General features: G+C 64.5%; 18 protein-coding genes. 1 reads left to right on the top strand and 17 read right to left on the bottom strand.

Translation table 11 applies throughout. From position 1 onward, the window contains the following. Window positions 1–15: 15 nt before the first annotated feature. The 16 genes from xerC to ACIRR8_RS11490 all read right to left on the bottom strand — a co-directional run bounded on the left by xerC (window position 16) and on the right by ACIRR8_RS11490 (window position 15,671). Window positions 16–1,185, bottom strand: a complete 1,170-nt coding sequence (xerC, locus tag ACIRR8_RS11565) for a tyrosine recombinase XerC (protein WP_404062146.1) — start codon at window positions 1,183–1,185, stop codon at window positions 16–18. After that, window positions 1,185–1,367, bottom strand: a complete 183-nt coding sequence (locus tag ACIRR8_RS11560) for a helix-turn-helix domain-containing protein (RefSeq protein WP_010064779.1) — start codon at window positions 1,365–1,367, stop codon at window positions 1,185–1,187. The genes xerC and ACIRR8_RS11560 overlap by 1 nt, the downstream gene beginning before the upstream one ends. After that, window positions 1,360–2,712, bottom strand: a complete 1,353-nt coding sequence (locus tag ACIRR8_RS11555) for a replication initiator (RefSeq protein ID WP_404062143.1) — start codon at window positions 2,710–2,712, stop codon at window positions 1,360–1,362. Before ACIRR8_RS11555 ends, ACIRR8_RS11560 begins: the two co-directional genes overlap by 8 nt. A gap of 92 nt (window positions 2,713–2,804) precedes the next feature. Beyond that, entirely contained in the window at window positions 2,805–3,074 is a 270-nt protein-coding gene (locus ACIRR8_RS11550) for a SpdD protein (protein WP_404062141.1), read from the bottom strand. Between the two features lie 19 nt (window positions 3,075–3,093). Next, complete coding sequence (locus ACIRR8_RS11545; RefSeq protein ID WP_169748528.1) at window positions 3,094–3,249, bottom strand: hypothetical protein; 156 nt, start codon at window positions 3,247–3,249, stop codon at window positions 3,094–3,096. 15 nt (window positions 3,250–3,264) lie between these two features. Then, entirely contained in the window at window positions 3,265–3,444 is a 180-nt protein-coding gene (locus tag ACIRR8_RS11540; protein ID WP_019762649.1) for a mobile element transfer protein, read from the bottom strand. Window positions 3,445–3,460: 16 nt separating this feature from the next. Continuing rightward, the gene (locus ACIRR8_RS11535; protein ID WP_404062137.1) at window positions 3,461–4,141 is read right to left on the bottom strand and encodes a DUF2637 domain-containing protein; all 681 of its coding nucleotides are present in this window, start codon (window positions 4,139–4,141) and stop codon (window positions 3,461–3,463) included. 84 nt (window positions 4,142–4,225) lie between these two features. Continuing rightward, window positions 4,226–5,590, bottom strand: a complete 1,365-nt coding sequence (locus tag ACIRR8_RS11530; RefSeq protein ID WP_404062135.1) for an FtsK/SpoIIIE domain-containing protein — start codon at window positions 5,588–5,590, stop codon at window positions 4,226–4,228. A gap of 5 nt (window positions 5,591–5,595) precedes the next feature. Then, the gene (locus tag ACIRR8_RS11525) at window positions 5,596–5,943 is read right to left on the bottom strand and encodes a hypothetical protein (RefSeq protein WP_030565063.1); all 348 of its coding nucleotides are present in this window, start codon (window positions 5,941–5,943) and stop codon (window positions 5,596–5,598) included. A 174-nt stretch (window positions 5,944–6,117) separates the two neighbouring features. Continuing rightward, window positions 6,118–6,939 carry an integrase gene (locus tag ACIRR8_RS11520; protein ID WP_404062133.1) on the bottom strand — a complete coding sequence of 274 codons (822 nt, stop codon included), beginning with the start codon at window positions 6,937–6,939 and terminating at the stop codon, window positions 6,118–6,120. Further along, a complete protein-coding gene (locus ACIRR8_RS11515) occupies window positions 6,936–7,787 on the bottom strand; it encodes a sigma-70 family RNA polymerase sigma factor (RefSeq protein ID WP_404062131.1) in 852 nt (283 codons plus the stop codon). Before ACIRR8_RS11515 ends, ACIRR8_RS11520 begins: the two co-directional genes overlap by 4 nt. A gap of 163 nt (window positions 7,788–7,950) precedes the next feature. Then, complete coding sequence (locus tag ACIRR8_RS11510; protein WP_030565069.1) at window positions 7,951–8,340, bottom strand: ATP-binding protein; 390 nt, start codon at window positions 8,338–8,340, stop codon at window positions 7,951–7,953. Window positions 8,341–8,435: 95 nt separating this feature from the next. Next, window positions 8,436–9,257 carry a helix-turn-helix domain-containing protein gene (locus ACIRR8_RS11505; protein WP_404062128.1) on the bottom strand — a complete coding sequence of 274 codons (822 nt, stop codon included), beginning with the start codon at window positions 9,255–9,257 and terminating at the stop codon, window positions 8,436–8,438. Between the two features lie 456 nt (window positions 9,258–9,713). Further along, entirely contained in the window at window positions 9,714–11,654 is a 1,941-nt protein-coding gene (locus ACIRR8_RS11500) for a hypothetical protein (RefSeq protein WP_404062126.1), read from the bottom strand. Further along, window positions 11,641–14,112, bottom strand: coding sequence for an ATP-binding protein (locus ACIRR8_RS11495; protein WP_404062123.1), 2,472 nt, complete (start codon window positions 14,110–14,112; stop codon window positions 11,641–11,643). The genes ACIRR8_RS11500 and ACIRR8_RS11495 overlap by 14 nt, the downstream gene beginning before the upstream one ends. 89 nt (window positions 14,113–14,201) lie before the next feature. After that, window positions 14,202–15,671 carry a hypothetical protein gene (locus ACIRR8_RS11490; RefSeq protein WP_404062121.1) on the bottom strand — a complete coding sequence of 490 codons (1,470 nt, stop codon included), beginning with the start codon at window positions 15,669–15,671 and terminating at the stop codon, window positions 14,202–14,204. An 834-nt stretch (window positions 15,672–16,505) separates the two neighbouring features. Here ACIRR8_RS11490 and ACIRR8_RS11485 point away from each other — a divergent pair. Then, entirely contained in the window at window positions 16,506–17,906 is a 1,401-nt protein-coding gene (locus ACIRR8_RS11485) for a DNA-binding protein (protein WP_404062118.1), read from the top strand. Between the two features lie 42 nt (window positions 17,907–17,948). On the opposite strand, the gene metG is transcribed toward ACIRR8_RS11485, so the two are convergent. Next, window positions 17,949–19,670, bottom strand: coding sequence for a methionine--tRNA ligase (gene metG, locus ACIRR8_RS11480; RefSeq protein ID WP_404062115.1), 1,722 nt, complete (start codon window positions 19,668–19,670; stop codon window positions 17,949–17,951). Window positions 19,671–19,713 lie beyond the last annotated feature (43 nt).

Genomic DNA, 19,713 nt, shown 5'->3' with positions numbered 1-19,713 from the left:
TCGCTTTCTGCGTGCCTACGGCTTCCGTGGGTCCGCGCCGAAGATGCCGTCCATGACGACGGCGCCCGTCTGGATCACCGGCCTGATCTGTTTCCGGTAGACCTCCTCGGTCACGGCCGTCCCCGAGTGACCGACGAGTCGGGAGATCTCCTCCAGCGGGACGCCACGGTCGGAGAGCAGTGACACGAAGCTGTGCCGAAGCTCCCGGGGTGTCCACTCGGCAGCGTCGACCCCGTCGACGTCCTTGAGCGCCTGGCGGAAGGCGCGGCGGACGTTGGCGGCGTCGAGCGGCTTGCCGACCGCCGAGGAGAAGACGAGCCCGTGTTCCTCCCACTCGTCGCCGGCGGCGAGCCGGTCCCAGCCCTGATCCTCGTACTGCCGCCAGAGCGCATCGATACAGCGTGACGGCAGGGCGAGCGTGCGCCGGGACTTGCGGGTCTTGGTGTCGCCGCTCCGCCGGACCGACCGCCACACGGCGATGTGCGGAGGCTGCGGCGGGACCAGGTCGGGCCGTCCCTTGAGGAAGACGTGGTCCCAGGTGAGGGCCCGCAGTTCCTCGGTGCGGGCACCGGTCAGGAGGGCGACGACGATGTACGCGTACATCGAGGTCCCCTCAGCTCCCCGGAGAACGGCCTCGGCCTGGGCGAAGGTGAGGGCTTTCGAGGGGCGCCCGGACTGCCCCTGGGGTACCGAGCACAGCTCCACGACGTTCCGCTTGACCTTGTCCCGGGCCATAGCTCGCTTGACCGCCCGGTTCAGGCAGGAGTGAAGGCCCTGGAGGGTGCGGGTGCTGAGTGTCCTGGACTTCTTGGCCAGCCAGCGGTCAACGTCCTCCGCGCTGAGATCGCGGAGCTTGCGGGCACCAAGCGACGGAATGACGTGCTTCTCGCTAAGGAGCGTGGTCGTTGCGACGGTGCTCGGGTCGAGGCCGGCCAGGCCGTAAGCGAGCCAGTCCGTGATGGCGTCCTTAACGGTGTAGTTGGTCGGCGCGATGGCCAGACCGTCTTCGTGGTCGCGCAGCACCTCCTTGAGCTTGTTCTTCGCCTCGGTCTTGGTCCTGCCACTCCCCCGCTTCACGATCCGCTTGCCGCTCGGGTCGAAGCCGAGGTTCGCCGTGGCGATCCACCGTTGCCGCTTCTCGTCCCAGTGCAGGCCGCCGTCACCACGACTACGTCGTTTCGTCATCAGGCCGCCCGCCCCATCTCGTCCGCGATGAACTGACGCAGGGCGACGGCAGGAATCCGACGGCAGCGCCCGATGGTGACCGAAGGCAGGCGCCGCGTGCGAATCAGGTCGTAGACGGTGGACCGGCCGAGCCGGAGACGCTTCGTCACCTCGGCCACGGTGAGCAGTTCGTCATCACGCATGGTGGGGCTCTCCTGTCTTGTCGGGTGACTGCGGTCGTAAGGCGCTGAACAGGGCTTCGGCATCGGTCAGGCCCATCCCGGCGAAGCGCCAGTGGGAGAAGACGAGGACCGTGTCCGGCTCCGGAAGCGGGTGGCCGGCCGCGATGGCGCGTTCGCGGGTGAGAGCTTCGTTGTGGTCGGCGCGTTCCTGGCGGAGGGCGCCCAACGTGACGGAGTAGGCGCGGGACTTGGTGGAGAAGTGGCCGCGGAAGCCGAGCATGTGGGCCCACTTTCGCAAGCGGAGGTCTTCCAGTTCGGGCAGGGCACCGAGGCGCCAGCAGGTGAGGATCATGCGCCGTGCGTGCTCGCCGACATCGGCGCCGATGAGATCGGTGACGGGATTGCGAAGGGGCCGGTCCAGGGTGCCGGTCGCGGCCTCGGCGCCCTTGGTGGCGTACTTGGCGATGTAGGCCGCGACAGCACGGCTGGTGAGGTTCGTGGTACCGGTGAAGTCGGCCGACCGGATCGGACGGATGTCGAGCTGCTCACCGAACCGGAAGGTATGGGCGCGCCCCTCCAGCACCGGCCCCGGAGCCTCGGCCAGGCGGACGGCGGACCGGATGGCGTCGGTGAGCAGCCCGGTCGTGGCCCATCCGGGCGGGGCGTCCTCGGCGCCCTCCGGGCCGTCGAGGCGGATCACGGCATGGAAGTGCACGGCTCCGCGCCGCTGGTACTCCGCGACCTTGGCGTACGAGACCTTGAGGCACTGCCCCAGGGCGGTACGCGTGATTCCCGCGCGGGCTGCGAGCTGCTGGCGCAGGTAGGTGGTGAAGCGCGCCCAGAGGGCACCTGCGTGGGCGTTCCAGAGGACGGCGGCGCGGTAGTCGTAGCGGTCGGGGTTGAGCGGCGTACCGAGGGCGGGGTCCCCTTCCCTGTGCAGGCGTCCGCAGCGGCAGCGGCCGGTTCCGGGGCGGTTGTGGACAGGCCCGAAGGAAGGGGCGGTGAAAGTTGCGAAGACGAGAGGGTGATGGGCGACATCCGGGCCGATGCCCTTTCCTCCGGTGAGACCGGCCGTGATGAGGTGGAAGGTGTCCTTGCGGTACGTCTCCGCGCAGGCCGCGCACCGGGTGGTACGGCGGTTGTTGCAACGGACGAGGAGCTGACCGGCGGGAAGTGTGGCGCCGGTGATCTCCCGCACGACCTCACCGGTCGTGGTGAGGACGTCGAGGCGGTGGCCTTCCAACCGGACGGGCCGCGCACAGCCGCCGAGGTGCTGGATCTGCCGGGCGTGAGCGCCGAGGTCGCCGTACCGGGCGAGGGTGGCCAGCTGGCGGAGTGCCCCGGCATCGAGAGCCTGGGGGGTCACGTGAGGTTCCTCCTTGGTGGGGGCCAAGGCCCGCCCATACCGTCCAGGGGGCTAGACAGCAAGGGCAGGCCAAGGCGTCGAGAAAGCGGGGATCAGCGGGGGCCGCTCTGGAGGATCGAGCGGACGACGACGGCGCAGACGGCGACGGACGCAGCGGTGACCGCGACCGCCAGCAGCAGGGAGACCAGGACCGTACCGACGACCAGGACCAGGGCGCCGCCGCCGGCTACCAGAGTGAGGACGCCTCCGGGAGTGAGCCGCACGGCCGGTCGAGCCGGGGCCGCCTGGAGCGGGGACGGGATGTACGGAGCCGGGACGTGGGCGGGCGGAGTGTCCGGGGTCGGGTACTTCGGCGAGAACATACGGGGTCCCTTCTTCAGGTCAGCCGAGGAGACCGGCGACGGCGGGGGCGAGGAAGCTGTTGGCGACGAGGTAGCCGCCGAGCAGGAGCAGCAGGACCAGCCACCACGGCGGGCGGGCGAGCTGGATGCCGAGGACGGCGACGACGAGCACGACGAACCACAGCGGCACGTGCATGGGGACGACCTCCTGTCAGGCCTTGCAGCGGTGGGTACGGGCGGCCAGTTCGGCGGCGGGGCGACTGTCGTACTCGGCGGAGAAGTCACAGCGGGGCGCGGTGCAGGCGGCGAGGTGCCGGTTGCGGCCACGGGCGAGGAACGTGGCGACCTGGACGGGGCCGATGCGACGGACGTTGCGGAAGCGCGGGGTCATGGGGCGGGGTCCCTTCTCAGAGGTGGGCGGCGACGGACGGCGTCATGGATGCGGGGAGGCCGAGCCGGGTCCGTACGGTGTCGGCATCGGCCGCCCTTCCGGTGGAGGCCCGGTACTCCGCCGCCAGCGACTGGACGCGGTCCACGAGGGCGGGCGGCAGAGGCGATACGGGAGCGGGAACGGACGTCGATTTCTCGGAGGCCTCAGCGTCGGGGAGTTGAGGAGGCGAACTGACCGGCCCCGACTCGTCGTCCACCACCGCAGCAGCGGGCGGTTCCGGGGTAGGCGGCTCCGGGATCGGGTTCGTACGAACCGCTGTTGGGCGGGGAGCGTGAGCGAGGAGCGTGCCGCCGAAGAAGGCGACGGCGGGCCAGCCGGCCACCACCACGCGGAGCGGGGCGGAGACGTGCTCCAGGTCGAGGAGTCCTGCCGTCGCGACGTTGGCTCCGAGGGAAGCAGCCAGGGCGATGAGGAACCAGAGACGCGGCCCTCCGGCAGGTTGTCCGGCGCGCTGCTGTTCGCGCATCCGACGCCAGGCCGCGACAAGCAGCAGGTCGACGCTGACCGGGTAGGCCCACGCCTTCCATCCGCCCTGCCCTGCGGCTTCGGCAAGGTCGTGCAGGTGGGAGAAGGAGAGGGCTCCCGCGATGGCGGCTTGCACGAGCACGGGATCGAAGCGGGCGAGGTGGGCGCGCATCGGTACGGTTCCCTTCCGGTGCGAGGCATGGGCGGGGTAGGGACATGACGTGAGGCGGTCACGCCGACCGTGGGGAGCGGTGAGCTAGTCGGTCGCCGGTCGGGCGACGGGCCCCGTGGAGGGGGCGGCTTCCACAGCGACGGTGGAGGCCGCCGGGCGGAACGCGTCGAGGCGCGGCAGTTCCGGTACCAGGCCGGAGGTGGCACGGCATACGGCCGCCGCGTCGTCCAACGTGAGGTGTGGGGAGCGAGCGCGCGACCAACCACCGGAGGCATCACCGACGATCGCGACGCCCGGAAGGTCAGCGGGAATGGCAGTTGCGGCCAGGGCTGCTTCGGCTGAGATGTCGGCCAGTGCCATGTTCGCGGACGACTCGTCGTTGACCCGGTGGCAGACCCGGCCGGTGAGCTGCGCCCGGAGCATGGTGGCGCCCTTGCCCAGTTCCGATCCGAAGCGCTGACCACACACTTCCAGATAGATGCCGGCGGCACGGCCGAGCTGCGCCATGCGGATGAGCTTGGTGACCATGGCGTCCCGGCGCTTCTCGTCATCCCGGTTCGCCGCGAGGAACAGTTCCGCCACCTCATCCACGACGACTACGACCGGCACCGGACGATCGCTGTCCGGCAGCCCCCACACATCCGAGGTGAGTACGGCGTCCGCGCCGAGGACGGAGGTCATTCCGATCAGCCGGAATCGGGCCTCCATCTCGTCCAACAGGGCATCCAGCAGAGCGTTCGCCCGGTCCTGTGTATCGGCCAGCGCCGACAACCGGGGTGCGAACGGAGCCAGCTCCACACCCCACTTGCAGTCGATCCCGACGAGAACGACCGGCTGCCGGGCGAGGCCACAGAGCAGGTTGCGGAGGTAGACGGACTTCCCGGACTGCGTGGCGCCGAGGATGAGTTCATGAGGCACGGTGCGGAAGTCCCGTACGTGCCAGCGACCGTCGTCCCGTAGCGCCAGGGGCAGAGACAGCAGGCCGCCGCCATCCGGCTTACGCCGAGGACGCCTCACGTCCGCGAGCACGTCCCAGCCGATCAGGCGCAGTTCGAGCCAGCCCGGACGGGTCGGGCGGATATGGACAGCGTGTGCGGCCCAGGCGTGCCGCAGGCGGTCGGCAGAGGCGAAGAAGTCCTCCGGCGCCTGTCCGGTCGCCATGCGGAGCTTCATCACGAGGCCGGACCCGGTCGGCCGTGGCAGTGAGCGGTGCGGGGGTACGGGTGCGGCTTCCCGTCCGACGAGACGGGCCGTGGCCCGGCGGACGGCGGAGGCCGGAACCGTCAGTCCGCAGGCGTCCATGGTGGCCCGGTAGGTCGCCAGGACGCGCAGAGCGACGATGGGAAAGCCGACGAGCCACCAGAAGGCGACCGGCGTACGACGGCGCAGCACCAGCAGCGCGGCAACGGCAGCCAGGCAGAGCGTTAATGCCCATACGGCGTCGGACATGGCACTCAACCCCTTGCCGGTGCAGCGGCGTTGACCATGACCGCGTCGGCCCGGTAGGCGATGCCGTGACGCATCCGACCACCGAACTCGCTCTCCCACGGCCGCGCGACGAGCCCGGACAGGATGACGGGCACGCCCATCACCAGGCCCTCACCGATGCCCGGCTCCGGGACGGTCACCTTGATCATGTCCGAACCACCCTGTGCGATGAACACCAGCTCCAGCACCATGAGTCGCTGGTTCGTCGTCGGGTCGACGGCGACTTCGCCGGTCTGGCGGTCCTTCACCTTCACCTCGGGCAACTTGGTGACGAGGAGGGTGGCGGCGGAGACGTCTACGGGGATGACACGCATCTTCTGAACCTCACTGGTTGATGGAGCCGCAAGCGACTCGACGGCTGCATACCCCCCTAGACAGCGAGGGGCGACCCACCCGAACTGTCTAGGGGGGTTGACGCTCACAGTAAACCGACGCGCCATCAACTGTCTAGGGGGGTATTCAGAGTGGCGTGGCGCCGGTGCTCCGAGCTAGGCCAGCACCCAGTGCAGAACGGTGGCGTCATCATGCGCTTTGCCGCGAGGCCAGCGCCGCCCGTCAGGGTCATCGGCCTCAGCCGCCCGGACGCTTCGAATCAGCTCCTCGGGCCCGGACGAGCCGATGACGCCCAACGCCTGACGCCAGGAGGCAAGTTCGAAGCGATCCACGAGCCGTGTCGCGCCGTCGCTGAGCAGCGTCACCGAAGCCAGGGCACTCCGGGGAAGAGTGCCAGCGAAGGCATGTTCAGCAGCCGAGGAGTCGGGCCCAGCGATCCAGAAGCCATCGGGCCGATTGCGACGGCCGGTGAGAGCGTCACGGTACTCAGCAAGTGCGCGAGCGTGTTCAGGCGTACCCGTCGGCAAGGAGTCGAGCGGCCCGCGCAGCTGCCGACCGACCTCATCCAGCCGCCGGTCACTGACTGCCGTCACGGCTCCGCCCTTGTCCGCCAGAAGGAGGGACGAGTCCCCGAGAACCAGGTACTCGACAACTTCCGCACCGACGCGGACGGCGACGACCGTACTGGTCGGACTGGCCCGGTGCACCAGGTCGCAGGTGTCCTCATGCAGGCGCCTGACGCGGCCGATCGCATCGGCAAGGCAGTCCGTCAGCGGCTGGGCAGGGCGGGAGGTAACACAGCTCAACAGCAGGCCACCGAGAGTCGCGGAGAACCAGGCGACGCCGTGCGAACAGCCGGTCTCTGCTCCTGCGACCCCTGCGCCGTCGAGCAAGACTGCCGCGCCAGGTGCAGCGGCGGCGAAGTCTTCGTTTTCGTGGTCGGCATCGGCCGCCAGCGTGGCTAGGGCCGCTCTCACACCGACGTCACCTCGTCGTGCCGGTACAGCGGGCAGAGCAGTTCGGCCGACAGAGGCTCACTGGTGTCCGGGTCGTACTCGACACCCACGAGCGTCGAGAACCGCTGATCGCCCACCTGCCCCCACAAGGTGTTCAGATCATTGGTGAGCAGTTGCACGACGCCCAGAGAGCCTTGCGTGTGGATACCCGCGATGGCGAGGAGCGTCCCTTGTCCGTCCGGCCGTGGCAGCCTCCCGAGATATCCGACGTCGTACGGCCGGGCCGGCGCATTGTCCTGCCCCGAGCGGTGAACGAGGCCGGTCTTCCGGTCGACCACGGTCCACGGACCGTCTTCCGCTCGCTCCCATGCGAGGACGGGGTCCTGCGCGTACGTGTCCCACATTTCCTGGGACATGCGAGGGCCACAGACGACGACCAGGCCGTCACGGTCGAGGTTGATCGCTCCCGTGACCGGGACGTGCTCCGAGGTCACGTCGAGCCCGTACGACCGGGCCAGCTCTTCCAGCCGCTTGCCGGAGCTGACATCGTCGACCGCGACGACCGTACGACCACGCTCGTCGTCCCGTCGCAGCGGTGTTGCGACGGTGACACTGCCCCGGCCGAGGAACGCGCCTTCGGGGGCGGGGCCCGTATGCCGGATCTGGTGGATACGCCCACGGCTGAGGCCCGCCTTCGCGGCGATCTGCGCGTAGGACAGCCCCTGAGCGTGGAGGTCCTGCACCACGCGACGGCGGAGACGGGCCAGCTCGGTCACCTCCTGCTGCGCGTCGGCCAACCGCGTCGTGACCTCACGCAGGAGCAGGTACGGATCATCAATGGCCACGATGCGCCGCAACTCGTCCGACATGACCTCACCTCCTAGCCCGTGCCAGGAGTCTAGCCCTCTAGACAAAACGGGCGGGAGGCGCCGTCCCGTACGAACGCTGACGACATAGAAGCCGCTACGCCTCCGAGGCACACCCCGAGGGCTCACCGCCGACCGCTCAGCGCACCGAGGGAGAAGTACTCGATCACGCGCTCCCCCGCGCCAGGTCCGCCCACACGGAGCGCCGGTCAGCCGAGTTCACGACTCCCCAGTCCTTGGCGCACCCCGCGACCAACGAGAGACCGCGACCGCCTTCCTCCTGCTCGGTCGCCTCACACAGACGCGGTTCGCACTCAGCACCCTGATCGATCACCTCGATCCGCACGAGATCGTCCCCGAAACCGACGACTACCAGGAACCACCCGCCGTCCGCTCCGCTCAGGGAGTGCCGGACCGCGTTCGTCGCCAGTTCGCTCACGACCAGAACGGCATCATCGACAGGGGCATGGCCTTCCACCAGTGAAGCCACGAAGTGACGGGCCTCGGCCACCTCCCCGGCCAGACCAGGGAAAGCACGGCACCACTCGGTACGCATGAACACTCCTCGTCATCGTCTAGGGGACTAGACATCCCGAAGGCAGAGTATTCCCATGCGCAAGCTCAAGCCAGGCATCTTGAGGAATTATTCCTCTACGAGTGAGTGGCCGGACCCAAACCCCGGAACTCCTTCATCACACGCAACAGGAGTTCCCTCGCTTCACCACCGAAGACCGCCGCGCCCTCGAAGCGCTCGAACTCCTCCTCGTACGTGGCCAGTTCGCCCGAATCGACGGTCATCCGCTCTCGATCGAAAGTCTCGATCACCACGGCTTCCTGATCGCACAGAGTGAACCCATGCCGAGGCATGAGCGGCACTGGTCGAGGCCAGGGGACGATGCCGAGGCGGACCGTGGTCAGGCTCTCAACGGCCAACAGCCGATCGAACTGGGCAAGCATCAGGTCCGGCGTTCCCGGCCAGGTCCGCAGTACGGCTTCAGTGATCACGAAGACCGACTCCCGCTGGGGCTCGTACAGCACGCTCTGCCGCTCCACCCGAGCAGCGACCGCACTTCCCACGGCTTCCGGAGTGGCGTTCGGCGCGCTGCTGAACACGTGCCGGGCGTACTCGGCGCTCTGCAACATGGCCGGCAGAACCACGCACTGGAACGAACGCACCAGCCGAGCCGACCGCACGGCGTCATCAACGGTCAGGCCGAGAGGTGGGGTGGCCACTGTCGCCCGGTCCGAGGCACTCTCAACGGCGGTCAAGAGGTCCCGCACCTCACGCGAAGTGGCCTCATCGAGAAGGAGAGCGCGAGCCAGGCGCTCCAAGACGTCGGAGCTGGGGACCATGCGCCCGTTCTCCACCTTGGACACGGTGGGCTGCCCGACCCCGGCTCCCTGGGCCAGCGCTGCACCGGACAGGCCGGCCTCAGCACGCAATGCCCGAAGGCGCGCACCGAGCACCTTCATCCGCTCCTGCCGCTCACTCCCCATACCCAGGGTTCTACACCACAGGACGGAGACGGCGCCCAGGCCGACGAGAGCAGCGGCCTCAAAGGCCCGCCATGATTCAAACTTTCTCTACTGGTTCAAGGCGGCTCGCTCCGCTCCCCGCGCGCTCCCCGGCTCACCGCCGGGGCCTGACGCTCCTGCCTTCGGCCCGCTCTGGCCCCGGCTACGCCGGTCGCGCGGCTGGAGCGAGCACCACGGTGGGGAGAAACCCACTGTGGCTGGGGCGGTCGGCTCCACGGCTTTAGCCACCTCCCCCGTTCGGGTCCCGCGTCGAGCAAGACCAGGGGGCCACTCGTTCAAATTCCGGGCAGGATCACAGCCTGCCCGAGTTGCCCGCCAGCGTACGGCCCCCTGATCATGCTCGCCCCCAAACCGGGCAGGCCACCGGCCAAACCCGCTCCGCCGACCTACTCGTTACGCTTTGTTCTTGTCGATCAAGCTTGGATCGAAAGCATCCCGTGAATCGCGCTGCGCCATCCGAGAAAGCAACGCTGATCGGTATGGTTCCCGAAGGCGCCCGATCCTCCTAACACCGTAATTGATCGCTGAATGCGACAGCGAAATAAGCGCTTCCAGCCTGTTAGACGCCACAGTTCCAGTCATCGCTTCTGTGATCTGATCGGCCGCCTTGCCTGGCATCCTGTGCGGTTCCATGGCCCCGTAAGCAGTCACCTGCTTGGCAACCCAGGTCTGTAAATTCTTGAAGCGCTCTTGCCAGTTCGGCAAGACATGGTCGGGCATCTCCTGAGTGGCCAGCATGAAGCCTTCACCCGTCGGGCTCAGGACACACATGTCTAGAGCTGTCAGCGGGACGTAGTGCTGCTGACTCAGCTTCACTTCGACTCCCGCCCCCGACTCTTCAAAGAAGAACGGAAGGTCAAATGATGTCGCCACTCCTCCCCCTGGATGAGTAATCACCCTCCCCCCGCCGGGGCTTTTCAAAGGTGCCAGCCTGACGTATTCCAGACCGTTACCTCTCTTACCATCTGCTCGAATGGCCAGATCGCAGGGTTGAGCCAGAAGGATCATGTAGTGCTCGTCACCTATACGGCGGAGATTAAGACTACCGATACCGGAAACCGAAGGAGACCCCATCCGCTGCTGTTCGAACTTATGAGGTTTTTCGGCGAACTTCTGAAATGCGAAAACGTCACCAACTTCCAGCGGGAAGTGAAGCTCAGTCAGATGATCAGCTGACTCAAAGTACTCAAGTCGTTCAATCTCTGCGAGCTCCTGACGCACGCGGTCTGGGTTTGCCGCACTTGGCATCTTGACTCTGCTCAAGCTGGTAACCAACTCGCTCGACACGTGAACCGTGCGATCAGCCCGAAGCTTGGCTCGGACAGAGTCCTGCGTAAACGCCGTAGCGATGCGTAGCAACGTCTCGGGGCCCCAGGTGCCATCGGTGAGGCGGTCGCCGCTAAGCGCGGCTTCGAGCGTGTAGGGGTCAATCCGACCAACTTTATCGATTGCCTCCGCCCAGGTCCCATTCACAGCCTCAGCAAGACCACCTTGCAATCGCTCAAGGGCTGGCGCCAGCAGGGTTAGTTTCAGCATTCGCGGAAACCCATCAGAGCTCACTGAAAGGCGACCCTTAGCGATCACGAGGAAGCGGGAAGAGTCGGCTTCGAACTGTTGCGAAAGCGCCTTCCACGTTTCGACCTCAGCGTCATCTGGAGACACTGTGTGAGTTAGAAGGCCAATCCTCCAATTATCAGGAGCGTCCTGAAGCAACCCGGAGATCTCTTCTTCTCCGGCGGTCTCCGACGCACCCTCTCGACTGAAGTCCCGATCAAAAAGGATCAACGTGCTCTTACCGTCCGCCAGCAATGCCGCTCTTTGCCTGCGCCAGTCATAAAGTGAGCGCGTCAGAAATTCCCTCGAACCGGCCAGGAGCTCACGCAAGCAAGCAGCGGCCGGCTCATCTTCTTCCCCGGGGAGCCCAACCCCGTCTGGTCCCAGCCGGTCGTCCACGATTTTGCGTACCGACTCACGCTCATGCTCATCCAGAGACACCCACCTGTCTCTCACCTCGTCTAAAAGTAGTTCCAGAGGGGTTGACGAGTCTTTTAAAAGCGCAACTCCAGGGATGACCTTGGCGATCTTTTCCCAGTCGGATACCAGCAATGCCTCTTCTGCCAGGGCCGCGAGGATATTCTCCCCGTCATCCTCTTTAGCGGCGTACCAATCATCGACACAGATGACGCGCTCTACCGCAGCAAGTTCGAGTAGCTCAGCCGAAGCTGCTTTGGCGTCGAAGGCTGGCGCTACACTCATGTCCGCCTGAACTGGAACACGAGTCAAACCCGCAGATGTCGCCGCGTCGCTCGTAACACTCTGATCATGCGTCAACACGCATCCCCCCCAGGTCCACTTGGAACATGTAAAAGCGGCCGTTATCGTTTCGCTCATGGGCCAAATCGATACCGCAGCCCTCAGAATCAAGTAGCTGCGTAACAACGTATAGACCCAGCCCTCTGCCTTCACCGCGTTTTTTGAATGACACGAACGGCTCAAATAGCGTCGACTCTACGCTCCGATCGATTCCCCTACCGTTGTCACTCGTGAACAGATACGGTGCTCTAACTAGAAGTGACACTTCGGGAGAGCTCTGGAGGCCAAGTCTATGATCTTGCAGGAGCCAGTACTCGCTGTTCAGCAACAGGTTATCGAGAACTTGAGTTAGCTTTCCTCTATTGACCTCAACGGTAAAGTCGCGATCCACCTCAATGTTAATTGAGATCGGACCTTTACTCCATCTGTCGCGATGATACTCGGCAATATCTTGACAGAAGTCGCCAAGGGCGATCCGCTCCCGTCGTTCACGCATGTAGCGGAGCGACGGGTTGAGGTGCGCCAGTTGTCGTTTCAACGCGCTCGCTGATGACTGCACGTATTGGATGTAGTTCGAAAGCCGCCTATCGACCGTCGACGAATCAGTAAGATGTCGTCGGATCTGAGCGCTTCTGACCGCAATGCCCTCAGCCACATGGGCTACCTCGTGAGAAACTGCCTCAGCCGTGAGTCCGAGCGAGACGGTCTCCCAGGTCTGAGAGAGCTGTTCACGGAGTCGATCGGATTGTTCTCGCAGCAACTGGAGGACAGCTCGTTCAGAGTCGAGGGCATCGAGCATTTCCTCGATCTCGGCGAAGGACTGTCCTCTTCGCTTGTTCGCAGCCTGCAGATTGGATAGCTCGTGCGTAATCGCAGGGTCCACTGCGTCCGCGAAGAGCGAGCGCTGATTGCCATCCAACTCATTCGCCACACGCTCGTGACTCTTGGCTGTAGCCTCGGCGTCCTCTCGGAGCGCAGCAAGCCGCTTCTTCGCAGTTACGATCGTACGCACTCGAGTGTCCTCGACGTGCTGGATCAGGACTTCTGAACTCGCTGCGGGATCAATACCGGCCTCAACGGCTTTTCTCTCCTGGCGATAATCATTGTAAGAGCGCCGAATGAAAGCCTGGAATTTATCCGTAAAGGAATGCCAACCCTGCAAGAGAGCCAAAAAATTGCGATAATGAGCCGTGTCGGCAAAGCCTTCGCGGTCGGTGGTCTCGACGAGCTGAGCATTATGGCGTGCCGAGATATCAATAAAACCCAGAGTATTCATGGGCCGCAAGCCGTAGAAGGAAGAGCCGCTGGTTTGCGACTTCCGCAGACCTAGCCAGTCTTCATCCATCCGAACACCGAAGCCATCACGATAAACTCGGATTCCTGCAAGACTTCTCAGGTAGTTTCGAAATTCGCGTCGGCTGCTGAATGCCTCAGAGTGCCCCTGCCCATGGGTCACATAGTCGACTTCCCCACGGAAGGGTCCTGGATCCGCAATGGTCGGCTCACCATTTTCCGGCTGTTGCTTCGCGATATTATCAAGTTCACTCAAAGCAATAGTTCTATGGGCGCGCAGAACGTATGGGGCGTCAGCAGCACGGCAGCCGAAAGCTTGCATATGCTTAGCGCGGTGTGTCTGTAGCCATTCCACGAAGGCAGCACCGGAATCTCCCTCTAGAAGAGAGGAAAATTCAGATCGCTTCCCTTCTTCAGGCCTGTCTTCTTGCGGCGCCCAATAGGACAGCGAAGCTTCCCCAACAATGTCAAGCTTTCCGTCTGCATATTTGAGGACGTACCTGACTTCGGCGGCCTTGCGAATGCGTGACGGCAGATCGTAAAGGTCAATACGCTCTTCATCAACCTTTACAAGAATTCTGAGTCCCCGCTCACCACCATATGGCGAGATCAGAACGGAGAGATCTTTCTGTAGAACAGACGCACCATCCTCCGACCCATTACTTGAAGCGGCACGCCACTGCTCTGGCTCGCGTAGTTGCGTGATAGTCAAGGTAGTCCCGGCCGGCTCTTGAGTTGGACGGGTCACTAGTGTCAGGTCGACTTCCTGCAGCGATGATCGACTCTGAAAAGCGCGCCAGTCAATCGAAAGCTCGTGCTCTACCCCAGCGTCCACCGGCCTAGTGATGATCGATACGACGTCACCAAGACGCTGCGCCCCCAGGCGCCCGAGACCTTTATCTCCGAGAGGCGTCCTGCCGCGATGGGTAGTGAGCCCCTGCGCCTTCATCTCACGCTTCATAGAGTTGCTGATCGTGAGCCATCCGCGCCTGATTTGCTCGACAGACATGCCCGTGCCATTATCTCGAATGACAATCGAGGGATTGGCAGAATTATCTGTCTCGGCAATCCCGGTATTGATTAAAACCTCTGCCCACGTCGCATCAGCGTCATAGCAATTCTTCACAAGCTCGATTAGAGCTTGCATAGAATCCGTGATCAGATCTTCTCCCAGCTTGAAGACCACAGAGGGGTGCACCTCAAGGTGCAGAGTCTCAGTCGGCTCACGTCCCTCGTAATACCGAGACACCATTCTCTCCCTTTACGAGCAAGAACCTAGGCAGTGTGACGAGGTCCACGCATAACGAGGATGCTTTCTGTGTTCATGGTCTCTACGCTGGCATTCCTGTATGCCATGCGCTTCGCTCCGCCTGGAATTTTACGTTCCAGTGTCTCAATATGTCGGGAGCCGCGAGAAATTAGCAAATCGCGAACAATAGCCACCGTTGGCACCGAGATTCCGCTGATCTTGCGCTCGCCTAGTGTCCAAAACATCCAGGCGTCGTTTCGCAGGCGGGCCGTGATGGCGTCCAATGATTCATCCAGATCTCGAATGAATCCAACAAATCTCAATTGGGCGTTCCTTGGATGCATCTTGAGTTGATCCAAGCAATACGCGAAAGCCGGAGATTTATCACTCAGATCATCAGCCGAGGCGAGAACACCTTTAAGCTTCCCTCCGAGACTTATTGAGTCAATGGAGCGGGTGTTCTCCAAAAGCTCTTGCCGCATACCTGGTACGTCTGTGGTATCAATCCATTGAAGCGGCAGGTAGCTGTGCTGGCCGTATGTAACGGTGGTGACATTGTCTCCGTAAGGCGGCGATGTCATCAAAATGTCGGCGTATGCGCGATTCTTCTTTGTCGGCGTACTTCTAGCGTCACCGACGGCGCATAGGATTTGCAGGGTTGGATTCTTTTCGAACCCGCGAGACAATGTCCGGGCTTGATCTCTGAGCTGTTCAATCTGTGATGCCGAAATGCGCAGAAAAGTCTCAACTGTATCGATCTGTCGGCATTCGATCTCGTCAGCACTGTAAGAATGCAATTTGACGGTTGAAGTTCGACTGTTACTCACTAGACGGATCGTCTCGGCCATAGCAACCCAAAAGACCTGACGAACCACTTTTCCACGCTCGGCCGTGATAGCCCTTCTGATCCTCGACAAATCTTGAGAGACGTCAGGCCGAAACCATTTATTCCGGTTATGAAACTGAACTTCAATCTTTTCTGCAGTGTCCTCAGTAACACGCAGTGCGATCCTCTGGCGAGCCTTTACTAATTTCTCAGAATCATGCACCTGGGATTTTACCGTAGCCAGCAGGACTGCTAAAGGATTGATATCGGTACCCAAAAAAGAAAGCCCTCGACTTACCGATTCCAGCATTACAGTTCCCGACCCCATAAAAGGGTCCATGACTGAGGACACAGAAGGATCTACTGCCTGCAAGTCCTCCAAAAGTGCGCCCTGCAGTTGAGGAACCATCATCGCTGGGTATGCAAAGATGCCGTGCCCGGCCTCACGGCGGGAGCGCCCCGAGAACGACCAGAACTCCGGCGTCGACGTGGCCCGTTCCCGCAGCTTGGACGCCAAAGCCTCCTCCAGCTCGCCCGCTGACCTCACAAGTGCCGCTCGAGCTGCTGTAGACGTGCCTCCACCACAGGCTTCGTCTTCGGGGGCATCGGACACGGGTGGGCGAACCATCGCACTCTCCATCGAGGCGAACCCCGTTTCGTACTCGTCCAACGAGGCCCCCCGCCAGCCTAGTTCGATCTACAGATGCATAGATTGAATCAGATGGCTGGCTATCGCGTCACCAGTACGTGAGACGAGCCCAGTTGATCCCGCAGGTCAACTCGTCTGGGTGTGCAGTGCGCAAGTCGCGAACTCGTCAACCGACACGCCTAACGCGGGGCGCCGAGGCGCCCCAGAGTCTTCACCTGCCGTCCCGACGGCACCGACCAGGCCGCCGGCGGCCGTACCGACGAGGGTTTAGAACTGTTCACTCGCGTCTAGAGATTCAGCGTCCGTCTGCAGACCATGCAGGTGGGCGATTGACGGCACTCTGAGTCGCCTGCAACGTCAAGATCGGTGACAGACCGTCGCGGCTGGCCATACACCCCCGAGCCGCAGATGCCCATCTCCGACCTCTCAGTGGACGCCACCGATCTGCACAGGGGAAAGTACCGGCTGAGTGTCTAACTGCGTGACAACGCCCGCGAACGGCGGCAAGCGAGCGTGGACGTAGGTGGACCGTCAGCGCACGTCAGATGCCCAGAGACACAAGTCCCAGCTCCCACCCAAGTTGCTTCGGGACGAAGAGGTCGTGGGTTCAAATCCCGCCACCCCGACAGCTGAAACACCAGGTCAGGGGCCTGATCCACTAAGTGGATCAGGCCCCTGAGTGGTTTCCGGGGGCGTCTTGGGAGCCGTTTGGGAGCCGATCCCGGAATCCGGCTCCCATCGGCTCCCGAAGTGGTTCGGCGTTTCGATGATTCGGCGAGACAGCTCCCGGGGGCGGTCCCGTCCGCGTACGCTCTGGGCGTCCGACGCACCGCGCCGGGCGCACGAGGGGGCACCGTGGATCATCTCTTCACCGTCGACGGGCGGACGGCCACGCCGATATCGCGCACCGGGCTCGCCGCCGAGAGCCTGCTGGAGCGGCAGCACCTCCAGGAGTGGGTGATCGCCCATCCCCAGGTACTCGGGGAGTCGGTGCTCGTGATCACCGCGGAGTACGACCGGTGGGCCGACACCGACGGGGTGCCGGCCCGCGACCGGCTGGATGTGCTGGGGCTGGACGCGACCGGACGCCTCGTCGTGGTCGAGCTGAAGCGGGGGACGGCCGATCGGGACGTGCACCTCCAGGCGATCACCTACGCCGCCCTGGTGTCCCGCTTCGACCTCGACACCCTCACCCAGGCGCACCGTGACTTCCTGTCCCGCAGGGGGCAAACCCTCGACATCGAGGCGTGCAAGCAGCGGCTGCTCGACCACGTGGACGGCGAGTGGAGCCCAGCGTTGCTCCAGCGACCCCGGCAGGTGATCATCGCCGCCGACTTCCCCAAGCAGGTCACCCACTCCGTGGTCTGGCTGTCGGAGATGGGCATCGACATCGACCTTGTCCAGGTCGGCCTGTGGCGGGTGGAAGGACACCTCGTCGCCGGGTTCACCAAGGTCTACCCGACCCCGGAGGCCGAGGAGTTCACGCTCACCCCGGCCCGGGTCGAAGGCGAGGCGGCGGCCAAGAAGCTGCAGGAACGCTCGCGTTCACGCAACGCCGTCCACGTGCTCGTCGGTGCGGGCCTGCTGCCCGACGGGACGAGGCTGCTGATGACACCACGTCACGGTGTGACGGAGGCCATCCGCGCCGAGATCCGGTCCTGGGTGGCGCAGGACGCCGACCGGGGGGCTGTCACCTGGACCAATGACACCGAGAAGCCACTGGTCTGGAACGCGGACGGAGATTCATACTCCCCTACCGGGCTGGCCAAGCACATCTTCACGAGCGTGACCGGTCGGAGCCTGGACGTCGTACAGGGAACGACGTGGTGGGACGTGGACACCACCCACGTGCCCGACGGCGTCGACCCTGGGGAATGGGCCACGCTGGCAGGGTCCGACCTGACCGGTCTGGCCAGGCAGCTCAGCGGCACTCGCAAGGACTGGACCGGGCTGCACACTCTGCTGAGCGGTGTCCCGGCTGGGCGGTGGACCACCTACGGCGACCTGGCGGCGGTGGTCGGGAGCCATGCTGTCCCCATAGGTCAGCACCTCGGCACCTGCGGTCGATGCCCCAACCCCTGGCGCGTCCTCACGGCCGCCGGGAAGGTCAGCCCCGGCTTCCAATGGCCCGACCCCTCGCGCACGGACACTGCCGCAACCGTCCTGATCGGGGAAGGCGTGCGCTTCAACGGAGAAACCGCCGACCCTGACCAGCGCCTGCACGAGGACGAGCTCCGGCAACTCCTCGACGGCTGAGAGCCCTTCGAAGCCCTCAGCCCATCGTGACCGGTCCCTGGCTCAGGCGTCAGCGCCGCCGAAGCGCTCGCGGTAGGACTCCAGATCCTCCTCCGTGATCTTCGCGAAGAGCACCGGCGGCACGGTGAACGGCGTGCCGGCCGGGACAGCGTCCAGGGACTTCGTTTGCTCGGCGGTCACCCAGGTCGCGGTGTCGTTCTCCAGGGCGAATGCACCGCGCATGGCGGCGGCCGAGGCCGGGATGAAGGGCTCGGAGACGATCGCGTAGAGGTGGATGAGGTTCATCGCCGTGCGCAGGGTCAGGGCCGCGCCCTCCGGGTCAGTCTTGATCTCCAGCCAAGGGGCCTTCTCCTCCAGGTAGGAGTTGCCCGCCGACCACAGAGCCCTGAGCGCCGCGCCAGCCTTGCGGTACTGGAGTGTGTCCATGTGCTCCTCGTACTCGGCCAGGAGGCGGGCGATCTCCTCACCGAGTCGGGTCTCCGCCTCGTCGGCCGCCGTGCCTGCGGGAACCTCGTCGCCGAAGCGCTTGCGGGAGAAGGAGAGCACGCGGTTGACGAAGTTGCCGAGGGTGTCGGCCAGGTCCTTGTTGACCGTGGCGGCGAAGTGCTCCCAGGTGAAGGAGGAGTCGTCGGACTCGGGGGCGTTGGCGATGAGGAAGTAGCGCCAGTAGTCGGCCGGGAGCGTCTCCAGCGCGGCGTCAGTAAAGATGCCGCGCTTCTGAGAGGTGGAGAACTTGCCGCCGTAGTACGTCAGCCAGTTGAAGCCCTTGACGACGTCGACCTTCTTCCACGGCTCGCGCACGCCGAGCTCGGTGGCGGGGAACATCACCGTGTGGAACGGGACGTTGTCCTTCGCCATGAACTGGGTATAGCGGACGGTTTCGTCGGCCTCGTACCACCACGACTTCCAGTCGCGACTCTCGCCAGCGGGGGCGGCGTCCGACCACTCCTTCGTCGCGCCGATGTACTCGATCGGGGCGTCGAACCAGACGTAGAAGACCTTGCCCTCGGCCGCCAGCTCCGGCCAGGTGTCCGCCGGGACCGGCACGCCCCAGTCCAGGTCGCGGGTGATCGCCCGGTCGTGCAGACCCTCGGTCAGCCACTTGCGGGCGATGGAGGACGACAGCTGCGGCCACTCGGCCTCGTGCCGGGCCACCCACGCCTCGACCTCGTGCTGAAGCTTCGACTGGAGCAGGAAAAGATGCTTCGTCTCGCGGACCTCCAGCTCCGTGGAGCCGCTGATCGCCGAACGCGGCTCCAGCAGGTCGGTCGGGTCCAGGACACGGGTGCAGTTCTCGCACTGGTCGCCGCGCGCCTTGTCGTAACCGCAGTGCGGGCAGGTCCCCTCGACGTACCGGTCGGGGAGGAAACGGCCGTCGACCGGCGAGAACACCTGGCGGATCGCCCGCTCCTCGATGAAGCCGTTCTCGTGCAGCTTGCGCGCGAAGTGCTGGGTGATCTCGACGTTCTGCTGCGACGAGCTGCGCCCGAAGTAGTCGAAGGCCAGCTGGAACCCGTCGTACACGGCCTTCTGGTCGTCGTGGGCCTGCGCGCAGAACTCGGCCACCGACAGCCCGGACGCCTTGGCGGCCAGCTCGGCGGGCGTCCCGTGCTCGTCGGTCGCGCAGATGTACAGGACGTCGTGACCACGCTGGCGGAGGTACCGGGAGTACACGTCCGCCGGAAGCATCGACCCGACCATGTTGCCCAGGTGCTTGATCCCGTTGATGTAGGGAAGCGCGCTGGTTACCAGGTGTCGAGCCATCCTTGGATGCTCCATTTCGTACGTTTGGCGCCGGCGGCGGTGC

It is taken from the genome of Streptomyces sp. NPDC101178, assembly GCF_044767965.1.
In the GTDB taxonomy this organism is placed as follows: Bacteria; Actinomycetota; Actinomycetes; order Streptomycetales; family Streptomycetaceae; genus Streptomyces.
The sequence above is the reverse complement of the archived record's forward strand: the minus strand, read 5'-3'. Positions and strand labels throughout refer to the sequence as shown.